Consider the following 14609-nt stretch of genomic DNA (forward strand, 5'->3'; position numbering starts at 1 on the left):
TTGGCGGCACTAAAGAAAAAGGCTATAACCTGGCGCTAAACCCGCAAAATAAACTAATAGCAACCGAAGTGCCTTATCAGAGTACAGGAGAGAGTTCTGTTCGGTATTCTCAGTCTGCTATGCTTTTTGGAGGGATTCATTGTCATTTGTTTTCACATTTTCCGATGTTTTCTCATGACGATGTTGCTATACTAAGTGGCTTTTATACCCGTTATAATTATTCAGGAAATAACGGGGTGCCGGATCCTACTATTCCGGTACATATTTTAGTATCCGAAATTGGAGTATATGCCATTAGTGCTGATGATGTTGAAAGTTTGCAAAAATTAACTTCTATTTATTTAGACAGAAAAAATAAAGATGATTTTAGAAAAGAATTAGAAAATGCATATAAAAAAGTAGAGAAGCAGAGTTTTGTAACTGCTGAAAGCTACCAAAAGGCATTTTTAGAGTATTTAAAGCAGTACAATTTAAAATTTTCTTTATATAAGGCTGATGACGATCTGACGAAATGGACTAAATTAGCTTTAAATCCTGATTCAAACACGAATATTCACAATTCTATAATAATGACTAATTGTAATTAATATCACTATGAAAAATATACTTACGATAATAATCTTATCATTTTTATTTTCTTGCAAAGCTCAGACTATAGTACCTCTTGCAAGTGATAGTGATATGACATATAAAAGCGGTACCTATAATAAGGATGTAGACAATGATTTTGATAAATATGTTGGTACCTGGAAGTACCAACAAGGTAATACATCATTAAAAATAATATTTAAAAAAATAACATTTGATCATTTTGTGACTGAATATAAAAATTATTATCAGGATATTTTGGTTGGTGAATATCAATACATTGAAAACGGAATTGAAAAAGTAAACACGCTACAGCAAATGATTACACAGCCTAATAATACGAGTGAATATAATATTTCAGGAAACTTAATCTGGACAAAAAACTTGTATCCAAAATGTTCAGAATGCGATGAAAATGAAAGGCGGATAAAATTATTTATCTCCGATCCATTAAGAGAATATCTTTCAAATGCTATTATTTTACGATATAAAAATGAAAATGGCACAGAAAAGATAATTGCAAAAATCTTAAAAAATGGTACTTCATTTATGCCTCCAGATAATGCTCCGGATGAAATGCGTATTCCTTACGGTGAATATGTTTTGATAAAACAACCGTAATGAAAAGCATATTCATAGCAGTGTTAGTCTCTTTCCTTTTATCCTGTAAAGCACAGGTCATAGTACCTCTTGCGGATGATAGTGATTTGGCGTTTACAAACGGAACCTATAATAAAGATGTTGACAATGATTTTGATAAATATGTGGGAACCTGGAAGTTTCAGCAAGGAAATACATCTTTAACAATTCGTTTAAAAAAAATGGTTTATAATCACTATTCTTCTTATAAAAACTATTATCAAGACTTAATAGTAGGCGAATATAGTTATATAGAAAATGGAATAGAAAAAGTGAATACAATGGAACAGATGACTTCTCCCCCTGCTAAAGCCGGAGAGCATAATATTTGGGGTAATCTTATCTGGTCAAAAAATCTATACCCAAAGTGTGTAGAATGTGCGGAAAATGAGAGAAGAATTAAATTGCGAATAAGAGATTCTCAGAGGAGCTATCTTTCAAGTGCTATTATTTTACGCTATGAAAATGGTACAGAAAAGATAATTGCTAAAATCTATAAAAATGATAGTTCGTATATGCCGCCGGATAATGCTCCGGATGAGATGCGTATTCCTTATGGAGAATATGTTTTGATAAAACAGCCGTAATGAAAACTATACTCACAATACTATTAGTTTCTTTCTTTTTATCCTGTAAAACACAGACAATTATTCCTATAGCAGGAGAATATAATCCTCAGAAATACAAAAGTGGAACCTATAATAAGGATGTAGACAATGATTTTGATAAATATGTTGGAACTTGGAGATTTCAACAAGGTAATGCTTCCTTAATAATAGTATTTAAGAAAATAGTACATGATTATTTTGCAAAAGGAAATTTTTATGAAGATTTATTAGTTGGCGAATATCAGTACATTATCAATGGAGTAGAAATAGTTAATACTTTAGATAGGATAAATATAGTTTTAAGTCAAGATGATGTGAATAATATTGAAGGAAATCTTATTATTCATCGTGGAGTATATCCCCAATGTAGCGAATGTTCATTAAATGAAAAACGAATTAAGCTGCATATCAGGGATTCGGAAAGAGAATACTTGGATAATGCAATTGTATTACGCTATAAAAATGAAAATGGTACAGAAAAGATAATTGCAAAAATCTTTAAAAACGGTACTTCATTTATGCCACCTGATAACGCTCCTGATGAAATGCGGGTTCCTTACGGTGAATATGTTTTGATAAAACAACCGTAATGAAAAGCATATTGATAATACTGTTAGTTTCTTTCTTTTTATCCTGTAAGGCACAGATTGTAGTACCTCTTGCAAGTGATAGTGATTTGGCGTTTACAAACGGAACCTATAATAAAGATGTTGACAATGATTTTGATAAATATGTGGGAACGTGGAAGTTTCAACAAGGAAATATGTCTTTGACTTTTGTGTTAAAAAAGATAACGTTTACGTACTACCAAAAAATGAATTATTATGAAGATTTGCTAATAGGTGAATATAAATTTATTGAAAATGGTAATGAAAAGGTAAATACGTTAAACCAGATTATTAATCCACCAGCGAAGACAGGAGATCATAATGTTTGGGGAAATTTATTATGGACAAACAATTTATATCCAAAGTGTAACGATTGTTTAGAAAACGAAAGAAGGGTGAAACTATCCATTACTGATCCATTAAGAAAATATCTTGAGAATGCTGTTATTCTACGTTACAAAAATGAAAATGGAACAGAGAAGATAATCGCTAAAATCTATAAAAGTGATGGTTCATTTATGCAGCCTGATGGCTCCCCTGATGAGATGCGGGTTCCTTATGGTGAATATGTTTTGATAAAACAACCGTAATGAAAAGCATATTCATAACAGTGTTAGTTTTTTTCTTTTTATCCTGTAAGGCACAGATTGTAGTACCTCTTGCAAGTGATAGTGATATGACATATAAAAGCGGTACCTATAATAAGGATATAGATAACGATTTTGATAAATATGTTGGAACCTGGAAGCACCAACAAGGTAATACATCATTAAAAATAGTATTAAAAAAAATAACATTTGATCATTTTGTGACTGAATATAAAAATTATTACCAGGATATTTTGGTTGGTGAATATCAATATATTGAAAACGGAATTGAAAAAGTCAATACTTTACAGCAAATGGAGTTAATGCCTTCAGAAGCAAGTGGCTATAATATCTCTGGAAATTTGATCATTGGCAAGAATACATATCCAAAATGTTCTGAATGTAATTTAAATGAAAGAAGAATAAAACTACGATATAGAGATCCTGAAAGGAAATATTTAAGTAATGCTATTGTTTTGCGATACAAAAATGAAAATAGTGTTGAGAAGATAATTGCAAAAATCTTTAAAAACGGTACTTCATTTATGCCACCTGATAACGCTCCGGATGAAATGCGTATTCCTTACGGCGAATATATTTTGATAAAACAACCGTAATTATTGGGCACTCTTGTCTATCCCAAAGCATGGGTTAAGGAACCTGGGCAACCAGTTCCAGCCGTTTCACAACACTATGCTGCATCAATAATGTTCCGGGTGATAAAACGGCATTAGCCCCTACTTTTGTATTATCGCCCACCAAGGCACCAAATTTTTCAACTCCGGTCGCGACTATACTGCCGTCATGCATAACAAAAATCAGTTTGTTATCCCGTTCGTTATAATGGTTCGCAATTACCGAACCCGCTTCAAAATTTACGTTACTGCCCACGATGCTGTCGCCTATAAAATTAAAATGGGCAGCCGCTGTATTTTCAAGGAGAATGCTGGTTTTAATCTCACAACCGGGACCGATCTTTACGGAACTCGCCAGATAAACACCGCCTCTCAGGTATGCATGCGCGCCTATAAAGCAGTTTTCAGCAATAATTACCGGTGCTTTTAAGGTTACGCCTTTTTCGATAACAGCCGTTTTATGAATCGCAATACCGTCAATAATGGTATATTCTTTTTCCGGTAATGTGGCTATTTTAGCATAAATACTATCCGGAATTTTAGAAGTTACTTCCCATGGTTTCCAATCTTTTTGAAAAGGAAAATGTTTGATAAAATCGGCGGTATAATGTGATAACATCTTGTCTTTGTAATTACAGTGATTTAAAAGTACAAAATCATTTTATTTCCTCAGACTATATAATCGAATTAAAATGTTGCAAAATTATACCAATCGGTATATATTTGTATTGTATTTTTTATCGTCATGAACAAAGCCGAAAAAACAAAGCAGTTTATTATTGAGAAGACCGCTCCTATTTTTAATATGAAGGGCTATTCCGGCACGTCCATGCAGGATATCACTTTAGCCACCGGACTGACCAAAGGCAGTATATACGGGAACTTTAAAAATAAAGACGAAGTGGCACTGGCTGTTTTTCAGTACAATTATGAAAAAATGCAGACTTTGTTTATACAGGAGATCAGCAAAAAGACTACCTACCGGGAAAAATTAATGAGCTATCCGGAACTGTATGAAAAATTCGCCACCGAAAGATTTCCTTTGGGCGGCTGTCCGATTATGAATACCGCAATTGAAGCAGACGATACCCATCCGCAGCTCAAAGCATTGGCAAAAAAAGCCATGCTGTTCTGGAAAGACAGCCTGGTACGCCTGATCAATAAAGGTATCGAAAAGAACGAATTCAAAAGCACTACTAACGCCGATGAAAATGCCCTGACCATTATCGCTCTGATTGAAGGCGCAATAATGATGATCAACCTGACCGGCAAGTTGGACTATCATCAGTCGATGATGAATACCCTCCGAAAAGTAATAACCGCACTATAAAAATTTTTTAACCAAAAATATACCGATCGGTATAAAATAAAATTATGAAAAACGTCAATATTATTCTCGCAAAAAGAACCCCGACAGGAGGTTTTCTCGGCAGTCTTTCGCATTTGAGTGCCACCGAATTAGGAAGCATTGCCATCAAAGCTGTTTTAGACCATACCGTGGTTCCGGCAGCTGCCATAGATTCGGTATATATGGGCAATGTATTATCGGCAAATCTGGGACAGTCACCGGCACGCCAGGCAGCACTGTTTGCCGGTATTCCCAACGAAACCGACTGTACCACTGTTAACAAGGTTTGCGCCGCCGGGATGAAAGCCGTTATGCTGGGCGCACAGCAGATTCAGCTGGGCATTGACCAGGCGGTAATAGCCGGCGGTATGGAAAGCATGAGCAATGTGCCGCACTATACCCAGCAGCGAAAAGGCAATAAAATGGGCAATTCCACTCTGGTAGACGGTTTACTGAAAGACGGTTTAACCGATGTTTACAACGGTTTCCACATGGGCAATGCCGCTGAGATTTGTGTACGGAAATACCAGATCAGCCGCGAAGAACAGGATCTTTATGCGCTTGCTTCCTATAAAAAAGCGACCGACGCTACCCAATCCGGAAAATTTAAAAATGAAATTATCCCGATAAGCATCCAAACAAAAAACGATACACTTATTTTCCAGGAAGACGAAGACATTTACAAGATCATTCCGGAGAAAATCGGGAAATTAGCGCCTTCTTTTGAAGAAAACGGAACCATTACCGCAGCCAATGCCAGCAATCTTAATGATGCTGCCTGTGCGATATTACTGGTTTCCGATGAAATGGTTGCACAATACCAACTACAGCCTTTAGCAAGAATTATCGGTTATGCCGATGCGGCACAGGCACCGGAATGGTTTACCACTTCCCCTTCCATTGCGATTCCGAAAGCTTTACAGCAAGCCGGATTAACCCTTGATGCAATCGATTATTTTGAAATTAACGAAGCCTATGCTTCGGTGATTTTAGCCAACCAGAAAATCTTAGGCCTGGATCCGGACAAAGTCAACGTATATGGCGGCGGTGTGGCTATGGGCCATCCTATAGGCGTTTCGGGCGCAAGGATTATCACCACCTTATTGTCTGTCTTACAACAGGAAGGCGGTAAATATGGTGTAGCCGCTATTTGTAACGGCGGCGGCGGCGCATCGGCAGTCGTGATTGAAAACATTACCCGCTAAATCCAAAACATTATCCCAATGAAAAACGAGGCATTCGAATATTTAAAACAACATATCGGAAAAGAAGTGAGTACTTCTCCTTCCCCTTTTATGAATTGGCTCAAACCGACCATGCTGGCGGTGGAAGAAGGCCGTTTGTCCTTTCAGTACACCATTCGCCACGAAATGACCAATCCCTATAAAACCCTGCATGGCGGCATCGTAGCAGCCATGATTGACGATGCGATTGGCGCAACTTTAATCTGCTACGGAGAGCCCTATTTTTATCCCACGATCAATAACGTTATCGATTATTTTGCCTCGGCAAGAGAAAACGATATTATCATCGCCGAAACAAGTATTATTAAAAAAGGCAACCAGATTGTCAATGCACAATGTGAGATCTGGAATAACGACAAATCTAAGCTCCTGGCCAAAGGATATACGAATCTTTTAAAGACCGGAATGAAATAACCCAATGAGCAGCCCTGTTTTACACGCAGGGCTGTTTTTATGTAAAAGCAAAAGTATTCTTAAATTTTACTTACTAGTAAGTAAAATTTTTATATTTGTACCATGAATGCTACCAGAGAAGAAATAATCCGTATTGCAGATGAGCTGATTCGCTCAAAAGGATACCATGCTTTCAGCTATGCCGATATTTCAAAAGTATTGGGCGTTAAGAATGCTGCCATCCATTATTATTTTCCTTCCAAATCGGATCTGGGTGTTGCCGTGATTGACAATACCGCAGAAAAATTCCAACAGACGATCCGATCCTGGGAACAATTGCCGTATGAAACGCAATTTCAGCATTTTGTGACCATGCATCAAAAAACCCAAAAGAACGAATGGGTCTGCCTGATGGGCGCTTTATCGCCCACTTATGATACCCTGTCTGAAAGCATGCAGCTCCAATTGAAGGAACTGGCAGACAACATCATTATATGGCTGACCGGTTTATTAGAAAACGGAAGAGCAAAAGGCGTTTTTCATTTTACCGAAGAAGCCAAAGCCAAAGCCTATTGCATTCAGTCTTCCCTTTTAGCATCACTATTACTGAATAAAGTACTCAAAAATGATGTGTACCAGGTCATTCAGAATACTATTTTAACTGTTTAGCTTTTAACCCGCTTACCGTTTCCGGTGAGCTCACCATAAAAGGAATAAAAATGAAAAGAGTCGTAATAACAGGTCTGGGTGCCTTAACACCCATTGGAAATACTATCGATACCTTTTGGAACAACAGTATCAACGGCGTAAGCGGTGCCGGATTAATCACCCGTTTCAATGCCGAAAAATTCAAAACACGGTTAGCCTGTGAAGTCAGGGATTTCAAACCGGAAACATACTTAACCCACAATGAGATCAAACGAAGTGATTTGTTTACGCAATATGCTTTGTACACCGCTGCACAGGCCATGGAAGATTCCGGTCTGGATGTTGCCAAAATGGATCCGTTTGATATCGGGGTGATCTGGGGCGTTGGCCAGGGCGGGATGGAAACCTTTGAAAACGAAGTGCGCGATTTTACTTTAGGGGACGGTACACCGCGTTTCAATCCGTTTTTTGTTCCGAAGCTGATTGTCAATATGGCTTCCGGTATGATTTCGATGAAATATGGTTTACAGGGCATTAACTATACCACCGTTTCGGCTTGTGCCACTTCCAATACAGCCATTATGGATGCTTATAATTACATCAAGCTTGGCAAAGCCAAAGTATTTATCACCGGAGGTTCCGAAGCGCCTATCACACCGGCTTCAATGGGTGGTTTTGCTGCCATGAAAGCGATGTCGACACGCAACGACGACCCAAAAACAGCCAGCAGGCCTTTTGACAGTAACCGGGATGGTTTTGTAATGGGCGAAGGTGCCGGAGCATTGATCCTGGAAGATTATGAGCATGCTGTTAAGAGAGGTGCCAAAATCTATGCAGAAGTAGTAGGTGCTTCAATGACAGCCGATGCGTACCACATGACTTCTCCGCATCCGGAAGGTATTGGTGCTGCAAAAGCCATGCAGCTGGCTCTGGAAGAAGCCCGATTGAATCCGGAACAGATTGATTATATCAACATGCATGCTACGTCTACTCCTGTTGGCGATATCAGCGAGTTAAATGCGGTCAAAAAAGTGTTTACAAACAGTTCCAATTTAAGCATCAGCGCCACGAAGTCCATGACCGGGCATTTACTAGGAGCTGCCGGTGCTATTGAAGCGATCCTGTCTATAAAAGCCATTAATCACAATATTATTCCGGCTACCATTAACCTGCACGAACCGGATAAAAATATCCCGGGCGATATTCATATTGTTGCCAATACTGCCATTGAGAAAAAGGTAACTGCCGTCATGAGCAATGCTTTTGGTTTTGGCGGCCATAACGGCATCATTGTCCTCAAAAAGATCTGATAAATACCATAAAAAAGGCTAAAATCCATTGAATTTTAGCCTTTTTTATTGCCTGGAACTGTCTTAAAAAAACAGCCTTATTTTCTTTTATAATCGAATGTGGCCGGGAATTTACGGGTAACGATATTCGGTTCGGTGATGATTTTTTTGCCATATTTCGGGTTGATCTGCCTGTCCATAAACGTTTCGTCTTTAAACTTCTTATGCTCTACTATAGCCGATACTTTTACATTCACATCGATTGGCTGCACATAGTTATCATTTTTAAGCATTACATAGAATTTTCCCTGCAGCATCCCCGATTCGGTAAAGCGCTTAAAGGTGGCTACACCCCTGCCAAAATCATAGGATTTAATAGGCTTGTCCTGTAAAAACAGTTTTTTGTTTTCTTCATTTACCAATGCATATTCCACGTCTTCACCAATAGACGGCAAAGCCAGATTGGTCACTGCTCCGGCGGCAATTCCACCTAACGGACTGGTAAAAATGGTCGTTGCTCCCTGAACAGCGCCCACAATCATCTTGCGGTTTTGCTGCCAATAGTCATTACTTTCTTTTCCTACGCCAACCCAGTATGCCCAGGCTACCACTTTTTTGGTTTCGTTAGCGGTAACAGCATTGTTGGGCAGGCTGAAAAAAACGCTTGACTGGCTCGCATCCAGGCTGGTTTTTGCATTCACCCGCTGGCTTTTATCCAAAACCATTTCTTCATATTTCTTTTCGTAGGTTACGACCTTTCTGGTTTTCTGCACCAATAACGTATCATAGCCGGTTACGACATCTTTCGTAAACGAATTCCAGGTAGTATCCTGTTCCGTTACCCATTTTACCGTGGTAGTGAAGTTTTTGGTTTCTTCCGCAGCCGGAATACGCTGGATAAGTACTTTTGCCAGTTTTTCTTCGGCATCGCTGTTTTTAAACAGAAATTTAAAAACGGCTTTATGATTTACCGTTATCAGCTGTTTTTTTACTTTTTTGGTATCTATTGTCCTGAATTTGACTACGTCCGGAAATTCCGAAACGGCAACTTCGCCGATCTTTTTGTTATTATCTTCTTCAAAAGTGAACAGCAGCTGGTCCCCTTCTGCAAATCCGTACAGCAATTCTTCGGAGGAATCGGGTTTTATTTTTAAGGTTATTTCGGCTACGGTTATCGGTTTCTGAGCCAAAACTAAATTTGCCATCATTACAAACAGCAGGGTAATTTTATTCATTTTTAATCGTTGGTTTATTTTTCAAATTCATAGTCGCGTTCCACTTTGGCAATGCGCACTTTAAAAGTACTATACCAGTCGGTTCTTCCTTTTGCCCTGGCAACACTGTGTTCCATATTCATTTTCCAGTGCTTTATCGCTTCCAGATCTTTCCAATAGGAAACGGTAATTCCTATTTCTGTTCTGGAGGATTCCACTCCTAAAAATCCCGGCTGTTCCTTTGCCAGAGCCACCATCCGGCTGGCCGTTTCTTCATAACCCTCTTCGAGAGCGGTTCTTTCGGAAGTAAAAATAACGGCATAATACGGCGGTTCGGGTGTTTGGGCTATCATTTTATAATTTTTTAGCTTCTTCCCAGAAAACGTCCATTTCGGCTAAGGTCATGTCTGCCAAAGGCTTGCCCATTTCACCGGCTTTACTTTCCAGGTACTGAAAGCGTTTTATAAATTTCTTATTGGTTCTTTCCAGAGCATCTTCCGGATTTACGTTTAAAAAGCGGGCGTAATTGATCATCGAAAACAGTACGTCACCAAACTCCGATTCGATTTTATCCTGATCGGCTTTCGCAACTTCCACCTGCAGTTCTTCTAATTCTTCCTGTACTTTTTCCCAAACCTGATGCGGTTCTTCCCAGTCAAATCCAACGCCTTTCACTTTATCCTGAATGCGGCTGGCTTTCACTAAGGCCGGCAGGCTTTTAGGCACGCCTTCCAAAACGGATTTTTTGCCTTCTTTGAGCTTTAGTTTTTCCCAGTTTTGTTTTACCTGTTCTTCATTTTCCACAACCACATCGCCGTAAATATGCGGATGGCGCTCTATGAGCTTGTCGGAAATGGAGTTCGCAACATCGGCTATATCGAAAGCGCCTTTTTCACTGCCAATTTTGGAATAGAAAACAATGTGCAGCAATACATCACCCAATTCTTTTTTGATTTCGTCCAGATCATTATCCAGAATGGCATCGCCCAGTTCGTAAACTTCCTCAATGGTAAGGTGCCGCAGGCTTTCCATGGTTTGCTTTTTATCCCACGGACACTGCGCTCTTAAGTCTTCCATGATATCGAGTAACCGGCTGAAAGCATCCAGTTGTAATTGACGTGTGTTCATTGCTTTAGAATTTGTGTAAAAATAAGAAATCCCGCCCGAAGGCAGGATTATTTATAAGGTACTTTTCAGAATTTTATTCTTCTGTAGCTGTTTCTTCTGTTGTAGCTTCCACTTCTGCAGGAGCGTCTTTAGAAACCAATCCTTTAGCCTGTAACATATTGTACCAGTTTAACACCTTTTTGATGTCGGAAGCATATACTCTGTCTTCATCAAATTGTGGTAAAACTTCTCTAAAGTATGATTCTAATTTTGCATTATCTTCTTTATGAGAAAGTGCCGGTCCGTTATCTTCTTTTTCAGCAATAGCTCTGAAAACTTCAGCCAGACGAACTTCTCCTTCATATGTATAAATTGAAATTTCCGATAATAAACTCACATTACTGCGCAATCCTACCGTGATTCTTTTACCGTCAAGTAATGACTCGGCAACAAATCCTGTTCTTGTTTGTAGTTTTAACGCGTATAAACCCGGTTTTCCTGAAATTGCTAATATTCTTTCGATACTCATTTTTATATTATTTTTTTTAGAGGAAGACAAATATCTAATCTTTGATTTGAAAAACAAAAATTATCGCCCTTTTTTGGCAATAAATTTCATTTTATAATCCGGACGAGTTTTTCCTTCCATGATGTTTTGTAATTTCTTAGAGATTAATCGCTTTTTTAACGATGATATTCTGTCGGTAAAAAGAATTCCTTCAATATGATCATATTCATGCTGAATAACTCTGGCAATCAATCCGTCGTAAACGTCTGTATGCTTGTTAAATTCTTCGTCGTAATATTCAATAGTGATTTTTTCTTTGCGGAAAACATCTTCTCTTACATCCGGAATACTCAGACAGCCTTCGTTAAAGCCCCATTCTTCGCCTTCTTCTTTTACAATTTTGGCGTTGATGAATGTTTTTCTGAAGTTTTTCAAAATTTCCTGTTCTTCCTGTGTAAGGTCTTCACTATCACTGAACGGTTCGCAATCTATAATAAACATACGAATAGCCAGCCCTACCTGTGGTGCTGCCAAACCAACGCCATAAGCATTATACATGGTATCGTACATGCTTGCAATGGTTCCTTTCAGATTCGGATAATCTTTTGAAACTTCTTCACATACTTTACGCAAAACGGGATCTCCGTATCCAATAATAGGTAAAATCATTGTTTTTAATTTATAAGGATTCAAAAAGAATTAAACCTCTTTTAAAAGACTTTTAATTCGAGCGCAAAAGTAATGAAAAAATACACATTGCAGGATGTATTCTTTTGTTTTGGCTTTTTTTAACCGTTTTTTTGCAAAATCCTTCTTAATTTTACTCCTACTTTTTTTACATTTTCTACCTTTGTTTTTAACACCGTGACGATGCTATATCAAATCAGAAAATTCATAGACAGCACCAATTTCACCAATGCCATAAAAGTAACGCTTGCCGCCGTAATCCCGTTTTTAGCTTTAGCCAATCTGGGGTATTTCAATATCGGTTTTACCGTTGCTTTGGGTGCCATACTCGCTTTCCCCAGTGATATTCACGGTAATTTAAAACACAAAATCAACGGTTTACTCGTCGCTGTTCTATTAGCCGCCGGATGTACTTTGCTCATCAGCGCCTGCAGTTCGCACCCGTGGATATTGTATCCGGTCATGGCTTTTTCGCTCTTTTTCCTTTCGATGTTATCGGCTTACGGCCAGCGTGCCAACCTGGTTTCGTTTTCGGGTTTAATTGCAATAGCCCTGGCTTTCAGCCATGATTACAAAGGCTGGGATCTGATCGTACACAGTACCTGGATTGCTGCCGGAGGGTTATTTTATATTCTTATTTCCCTGCTTTTCTATTTTATACGGCCCAAACGTTATGTTGAATTACTGACGGTTGATTGTATCCGGCTGACATCAAAATACCTGAAACTGCGAGGGGATTTGTGGAATATTGATGCCAATAAATCCAAGATCATTGAGAAACAGCTGCACCTGCAGGTAGAGATCAATACGATACACGAAAACCTGAGGGAGTTTTTAATTGGCGCGCAAAGCAGTTCCAGTAACTCCAATCACAACCGGAAAATGCTGATTGTCTTTACCACCATGGTGGATATCCTGGAATTAGCGCTTTCGACTTCTTTTGATTACGACAAGCTGCATAAAAAATTTGCTGCCCACCAAAAGGTACTGGCTACTTACCAAAACCTGGCGTATAATCTTGCTGCCAGCCTGAAAAAAATTGCAAAAAGCATCGAAAACGGCTCAAAATACACTTCCCGGCATTCATTACAGGAAGACCTTGAAGCGCTGGAACGCGTCATTGCCAATTATGAAAAAACGCTTGGTAAGGAAAATGCCTATGAAGGTGTTTTAATGCTCACCAACATGCTGCATTATGCCGAAAGACAGATTGAAAAGATCAAGACACTGGAACGGGTTTTCTCCGGTTCCATCAATATTAATCTCCAGGATTATAAAAACAGGAATAAGGACATTGAAAAATTCTTAACGCCGCAAAATTACCGCTGGAATACTTTAGTGGAAAACCTGAGTTTTTCCTCTACTTTTTTCCGCCATGCGCTTCGTATGACCATTACGCTGCTGCTGGGCTACATTATCGGCCGTTTTCTTCCGTTCCAGAATGTTTACTGGATATTGTTAACAATAGTGGTTATCATGCGTCCCGGATATGGCCTGACGAAACAGCGGTCTATTGAACGTATTCTGGGAACCGTTATCGGCGGAGTGATTGCTTTCGGCTTTTTATACATAACGAACAATCATACTGCTTTAGGGGTTTTATCGATTATTTCGATGCTGCTGGGCTTCACTTTTTCGAATACGAATTATAAGATTGGCGCCACTTTTGTGACCATGTATGTGATTTTTATTTACGGAATACTAACGCCCAATGTGAACGAAGTGATCCAATACCGTATTTTAGATACCCTGGTAGGCGCGGTACTTTCGTTTACGGCAAGTTACCTGCTATGGCCTTCGTGGGAGTTTTTAAATGTGCGTACTTTTCTGGAAAAGGCAATTGCAGCAAACAGGGATTACCTGAAAGAAATTGCCGTTTTTTACAATCAGAAAGGGGAAGTTACCACTTCGTATAAACTGGCCCGAAAGCATGCTTTTATTGAGATCGGGAACCTGATGGCTTCATTCCAGCGTATGATACAGGAACCCAAATCGAAACAACGGCAGAAATCGCAGGTTTTTAAGCTGGCGGTACTGAATCACACGTTACTGTCTTCGCTTGCTTCCATAGGGACCTATGTACAATCCCACAAAACAACCAAAGCTTCCGAAGCCTTTAATATCGTGGTGAATACCGTGGTGCGGAATCTGGATCAGGCGATAGCGATACTGAACAATAAAAAAGATATTGTTTCCTTAACAGAAGATGAAAAGAAACGCCTGGAAATCAGTTTTTCAGAATTAAAAAGCATCCGGGCCAGGGAATTGCACGAAGCCGTTACGGATGATGAGGATTTCCGCCTGCAGCTGGAAGAATCCCAGCTGGTTATCGAGCAGCTGATCTGGCTGACCAATCTGTCGGAAAACATTTTAAAAGCAATTATCACGTTAAAACAATGAGTCGTCCTAAAATAGGTTGACAGATTTTAGAATAAAAATATATTAACCAGTCAGGCTTACCTGGCTGGTTTTTTCATGTATAAAATTAGGTGTTTTCATCATTAAA

The 14609-nt window shown here is 38.9% G+C and carries 18 protein-coding genes; 12 read left to right on the top strand and 6 right to left on the bottom strand.

Annotation, left to right across the window (positions count from 1 at the left end):
* From BGO42_RS03610 to BGO42_RS03635, 6 genes are all read left to right on the top strand, one after another.
* The coding region (locus tag BGO42_RS03610) for a hypothetical protein (protein ID WP_286748678.1) at window positions 1–587 on the top strand (587 nt) is incomplete at its 5' end.
* Window positions 588–594: 7 nt separating this feature from the next.
* Complete coding sequence (locus BGO42_RS03615; RefSeq protein WP_273243511.1) at window positions 595–1209, top strand: DUF6705 family protein; 615 nt, start codon at window positions 595–597, stop codon at window positions 1207–1209.
* Window positions 1209–1814, top strand: coding sequence for a DUF6705 family protein (locus tag BGO42_RS03620; protein WP_273243509.1), 606 nt, complete (start codon window positions 1209–1211; stop codon window positions 1812–1814). Before BGO42_RS03615 ends, BGO42_RS03620 begins: the two co-directional genes overlap by 1 nt.
* Window positions 1814–2425, top strand: coding sequence for a DUF6705 family protein (locus BGO42_RS03625; RefSeq protein ID WP_273243507.1), 612 nt, complete (start codon window positions 1814–1816; stop codon window positions 2423–2425). Before BGO42_RS03620 ends, BGO42_RS03625 begins: the two co-directional genes overlap by 1 nt.
* Entirely contained in the window at window positions 2425–3033 is a 609-nt protein-coding gene (locus tag BGO42_RS03630; RefSeq protein ID WP_273243505.1) for a DUF6705 family protein, read from the top strand. The genes BGO42_RS03625 and BGO42_RS03630 overlap by 1 nt, the downstream gene beginning before the upstream one ends.
* The gene (locus BGO42_RS03635) at window positions 3033–3647 is read left to right on the top strand and encodes a DUF6705 family protein (RefSeq protein WP_273243503.1); all 615 of its coding nucleotides are present in this window, start codon (window positions 3033–3035) and stop codon (window positions 3645–3647) included. The genes BGO42_RS03630 and BGO42_RS03635 overlap by 1 nt, the downstream gene beginning before the upstream one ends.
* A gap of 34 nt (window positions 3648–3681) precedes the next feature.
* On the opposite strand, the gene BGO42_RS03640 is transcribed toward BGO42_RS03635, so the two are convergent.
* Window positions 3682–4284 carry a DapH/DapD/GlmU-related protein gene (locus BGO42_RS03640; protein ID WP_177735350.1) on the bottom strand — a complete coding sequence of 201 codons (603 nt, stop codon included), beginning with the start codon at window positions 4282–4284 and terminating at the stop codon, window positions 3682–3684.
* Window positions 4285–4410: 126 nt separating this feature from the next.
* Between BGO42_RS03640 and BGO42_RS03645 the strand changes: the two genes are divergently transcribed.
* From BGO42_RS03645 to fabF, 5 genes are all read left to right on the top strand, one after another.
* Window positions 4411–4995: a TetR/AcrR family transcriptional regulator gene (locus BGO42_RS03645; RefSeq protein ID WP_177735352.1), complete on the top strand. Its 585-nt coding sequence runs from the start codon at window positions 4411–4413 to the stop codon at window positions 4993–4995.
* 44 nt (window positions 4996–5039) lie between these two features.
* The gene (locus tag BGO42_RS03650; RefSeq protein WP_273243500.1) at window positions 5040–6218 is read left to right on the top strand and encodes an acetyl-CoA C-acyltransferase; all 1179 of its coding nucleotides are present in this window, start codon (window positions 5040–5042) and stop codon (window positions 6216–6218) included.
* A gap of 18 nt (window positions 6219–6236) precedes the next feature.
* Entirely contained in the window at window positions 6237–6671 is a 435-nt protein-coding gene (locus BGO42_RS03655; protein ID WP_246297004.1) for a PaaI family thioesterase, read from the top strand.
* A gap of 102 nt (window positions 6672–6773) precedes the next feature.
* Window positions 6774–7319, top strand: coding sequence for a TetR/AcrR family transcriptional regulator (locus BGO42_RS03660; protein ID WP_177735356.1), 546 nt, complete (start codon window positions 6774–6776; stop codon window positions 7317–7319).
* A gap of 50 nt (window positions 7320–7369) precedes the next feature.
* Window positions 7370–8608: a beta-ketoacyl-ACP synthase II gene (gene fabF / locus BGO42_RS03665; protein WP_177735358.1), complete on the top strand. Its 1239-nt coding sequence runs from the start codon at window positions 7370–7372 to the stop codon at window positions 8606–8608.
* A gap of 77 nt (window positions 8609–8685) precedes the next feature.
* On the opposite strand, the gene BGO42_RS03670 is transcribed toward fabF, so the two are convergent.
* The 5 genes from BGO42_RS03670 to def form a co-directional block, all read right to left on the bottom strand.
* Window positions 8686–9822: a PI-PLC domain-containing protein gene (locus BGO42_RS03670; protein ID WP_273243495.1), complete on the bottom strand. Its 1137-nt coding sequence runs from the start codon at window positions 9820–9822 to the stop codon at window positions 8686–8688.
* Window positions 9823–9836: 14 nt separating this feature from the next.
* Window positions 9837–10154 (bottom strand): antibiotic biosynthesis monooxygenase family protein, encoded by a 318-nt coding sequence (locus BGO42_RS03675; RefSeq protein ID WP_273243493.1) that lies wholly within the window; start codon window positions 10152–10154, stop codon window positions 9837–9839.
* A gap of 1 nt (window position 10155) precedes the next feature.
* On the bottom strand, window positions 10156–10929 hold the full coding sequence (mazG, locus tag BGO42_RS03680) for a nucleoside triphosphate pyrophosphohydrolase (RefSeq protein WP_177735363.1): 774 nt from the start codon (window positions 10927–10929) through the stop codon (window positions 10156–10158).
* Window positions 10930–11002: 73 nt separating this feature from the next.
* The gene (locus BGO42_RS03685) at window positions 11003–11437 is read right to left on the bottom strand and encodes a DUF5606 family protein (protein WP_273243491.1); all 435 of its coding nucleotides are present in this window, start codon (window positions 11435–11437) and stop codon (window positions 11003–11005) included.
* Window positions 11438–11497: 60 nt separating this feature from the next.
* Complete coding sequence (def, locus tag BGO42_RS03690) at window positions 11498–12085, bottom strand: peptide deformylase (RefSeq protein WP_177735367.1); 588 nt, start codon at window positions 12083–12085, stop codon at window positions 11498–11500.
* 201 nt (window positions 12086–12286) lie between these two features.
* On the opposite strand from def, the gene BGO42_RS03695 reads away from it, so the two are divergent.
* Window positions 12287–14503, top strand: coding sequence for an FUSC family membrane protein (locus BGO42_RS03695; RefSeq protein WP_273243487.1), 2217 nt, complete (start codon window positions 12287–12289; stop codon window positions 14501–14503).
* Window positions 14504–14609 lie beyond the last annotated feature (106 nt).

Source organism: Flavobacterium sp. 40-81 (assembly GCF_001898245.1).
GTDB classification, from domain to species: Bacteria; Bacteroidota; Bacteroidia; order Flavobacteriales; family Flavobacteriaceae; genus Flavobacterium; species Flavobacterium inviolabile.

Bases quoted from the DNA above. Each gene is read 5' to 3' on its own strand.
- BGO42_RS03660 (WP_177735356.1), top strand. From the start codon at position 6,774: ATGAATGCTACCAGAGAAGAAATAATCCGTATTGCAGATGAGCTGATT.
- BGO42_RS03685 (WP_273243491.1), bottom strand. From the start codon at position 11,437: ATGAGTATCGAAAGAATATTAGCAATTTCAGGAAAACCGGGTTTATAC.
- BGO42_RS03655 (WP_246297004.1), top strand. From the start codon at position 6,237: ATGAAAAACGAGGCATTCGAATATTTAAAACAACATATCGGAAAAGAA.
- BGO42_RS03645 (WP_177735352.1), top strand. From the start codon at position 4,411: ATGAACAAAGCCGAAAAAACAAAGCAGTTTATTATTGAGAAGACCGCT.
- def (WP_177735367.1), bottom strand. From the start codon at position 12,085: ATGATTTTACCTATTATTGGATACGGAGATCCCGTTTTGCGTAAAGTA.
- BGO42_RS03640 (WP_177735350.1), bottom strand. From the start codon at position 4,284: ATGTTATCACATTATACCGCCGATTTTATCAAACATTTTCCTTTTCAA.
- mazG (WP_177735363.1), bottom strand. From the start codon at position 10,929: ATGAACACACGTCAATTACAACTGGATGCTTTCAGCCGGTTACTCGAT.
- BGO42_RS03695 (WP_273243487.1), top strand. From the start codon at position 12,287: ATGCTATATCAAATCAGAAAATTCATAGACAGCACCAATTTCACCAAT.
- BGO42_RS03620 (WP_273243509.1), top strand. From the start codon at position 1,209: ATGAAAAGCATATTCATAGCAGTGTTAGTCTCTTTCCTTTTATCCTGT.
- BGO42_RS03625 (WP_273243507.1), top strand. From the start codon at position 1,814: ATGAAAACTATACTCACAATACTATTAGTTTCTTTCTTTTTATCCTGT.
- BGO42_RS03630 (WP_273243505.1), top strand. From the start codon at position 2,425: ATGAAAAGCATATTGATAATACTGTTAGTTTCTTTCTTTTTATCCTGT.
- BGO42_RS03635 (WP_273243503.1), top strand. From the start codon at position 3,033: ATGAAAAGCATATTCATAACAGTGTTAGTTTTTTTCTTTTTATCCTGT.
- BGO42_RS03675 (WP_273243493.1), bottom strand. From the start codon at position 10,154: ATGATAGCCCAAACACCCGAACCGCCGTATTATGCCGTTATTTTTACT.
- BGO42_RS03670 (WP_273243495.1), bottom strand. From the start codon at position 9,822: ATGAATAAAATTACCCTGCTGTTTGTAATGATGGCAAATTTAGTTTTG.
- BGO42_RS03650 (WP_273243500.1), top strand. From the start codon at position 5,040: ATGAAAAACGTCAATATTATTCTCGCAAAAAGAACCCCGACAGGAGGT.
- BGO42_RS03615 (WP_273243511.1), top strand. From the start codon at position 595: ATGAAAAATATACTTACGATAATAATCTTATCATTTTTATTTTCTTGC.
- fabF (WP_177735358.1), top strand. From the start codon at position 7,370: ATGAAAAGAGTCGTAATAACAGGTCTGGGTGCCTTAACACCCATTGGA.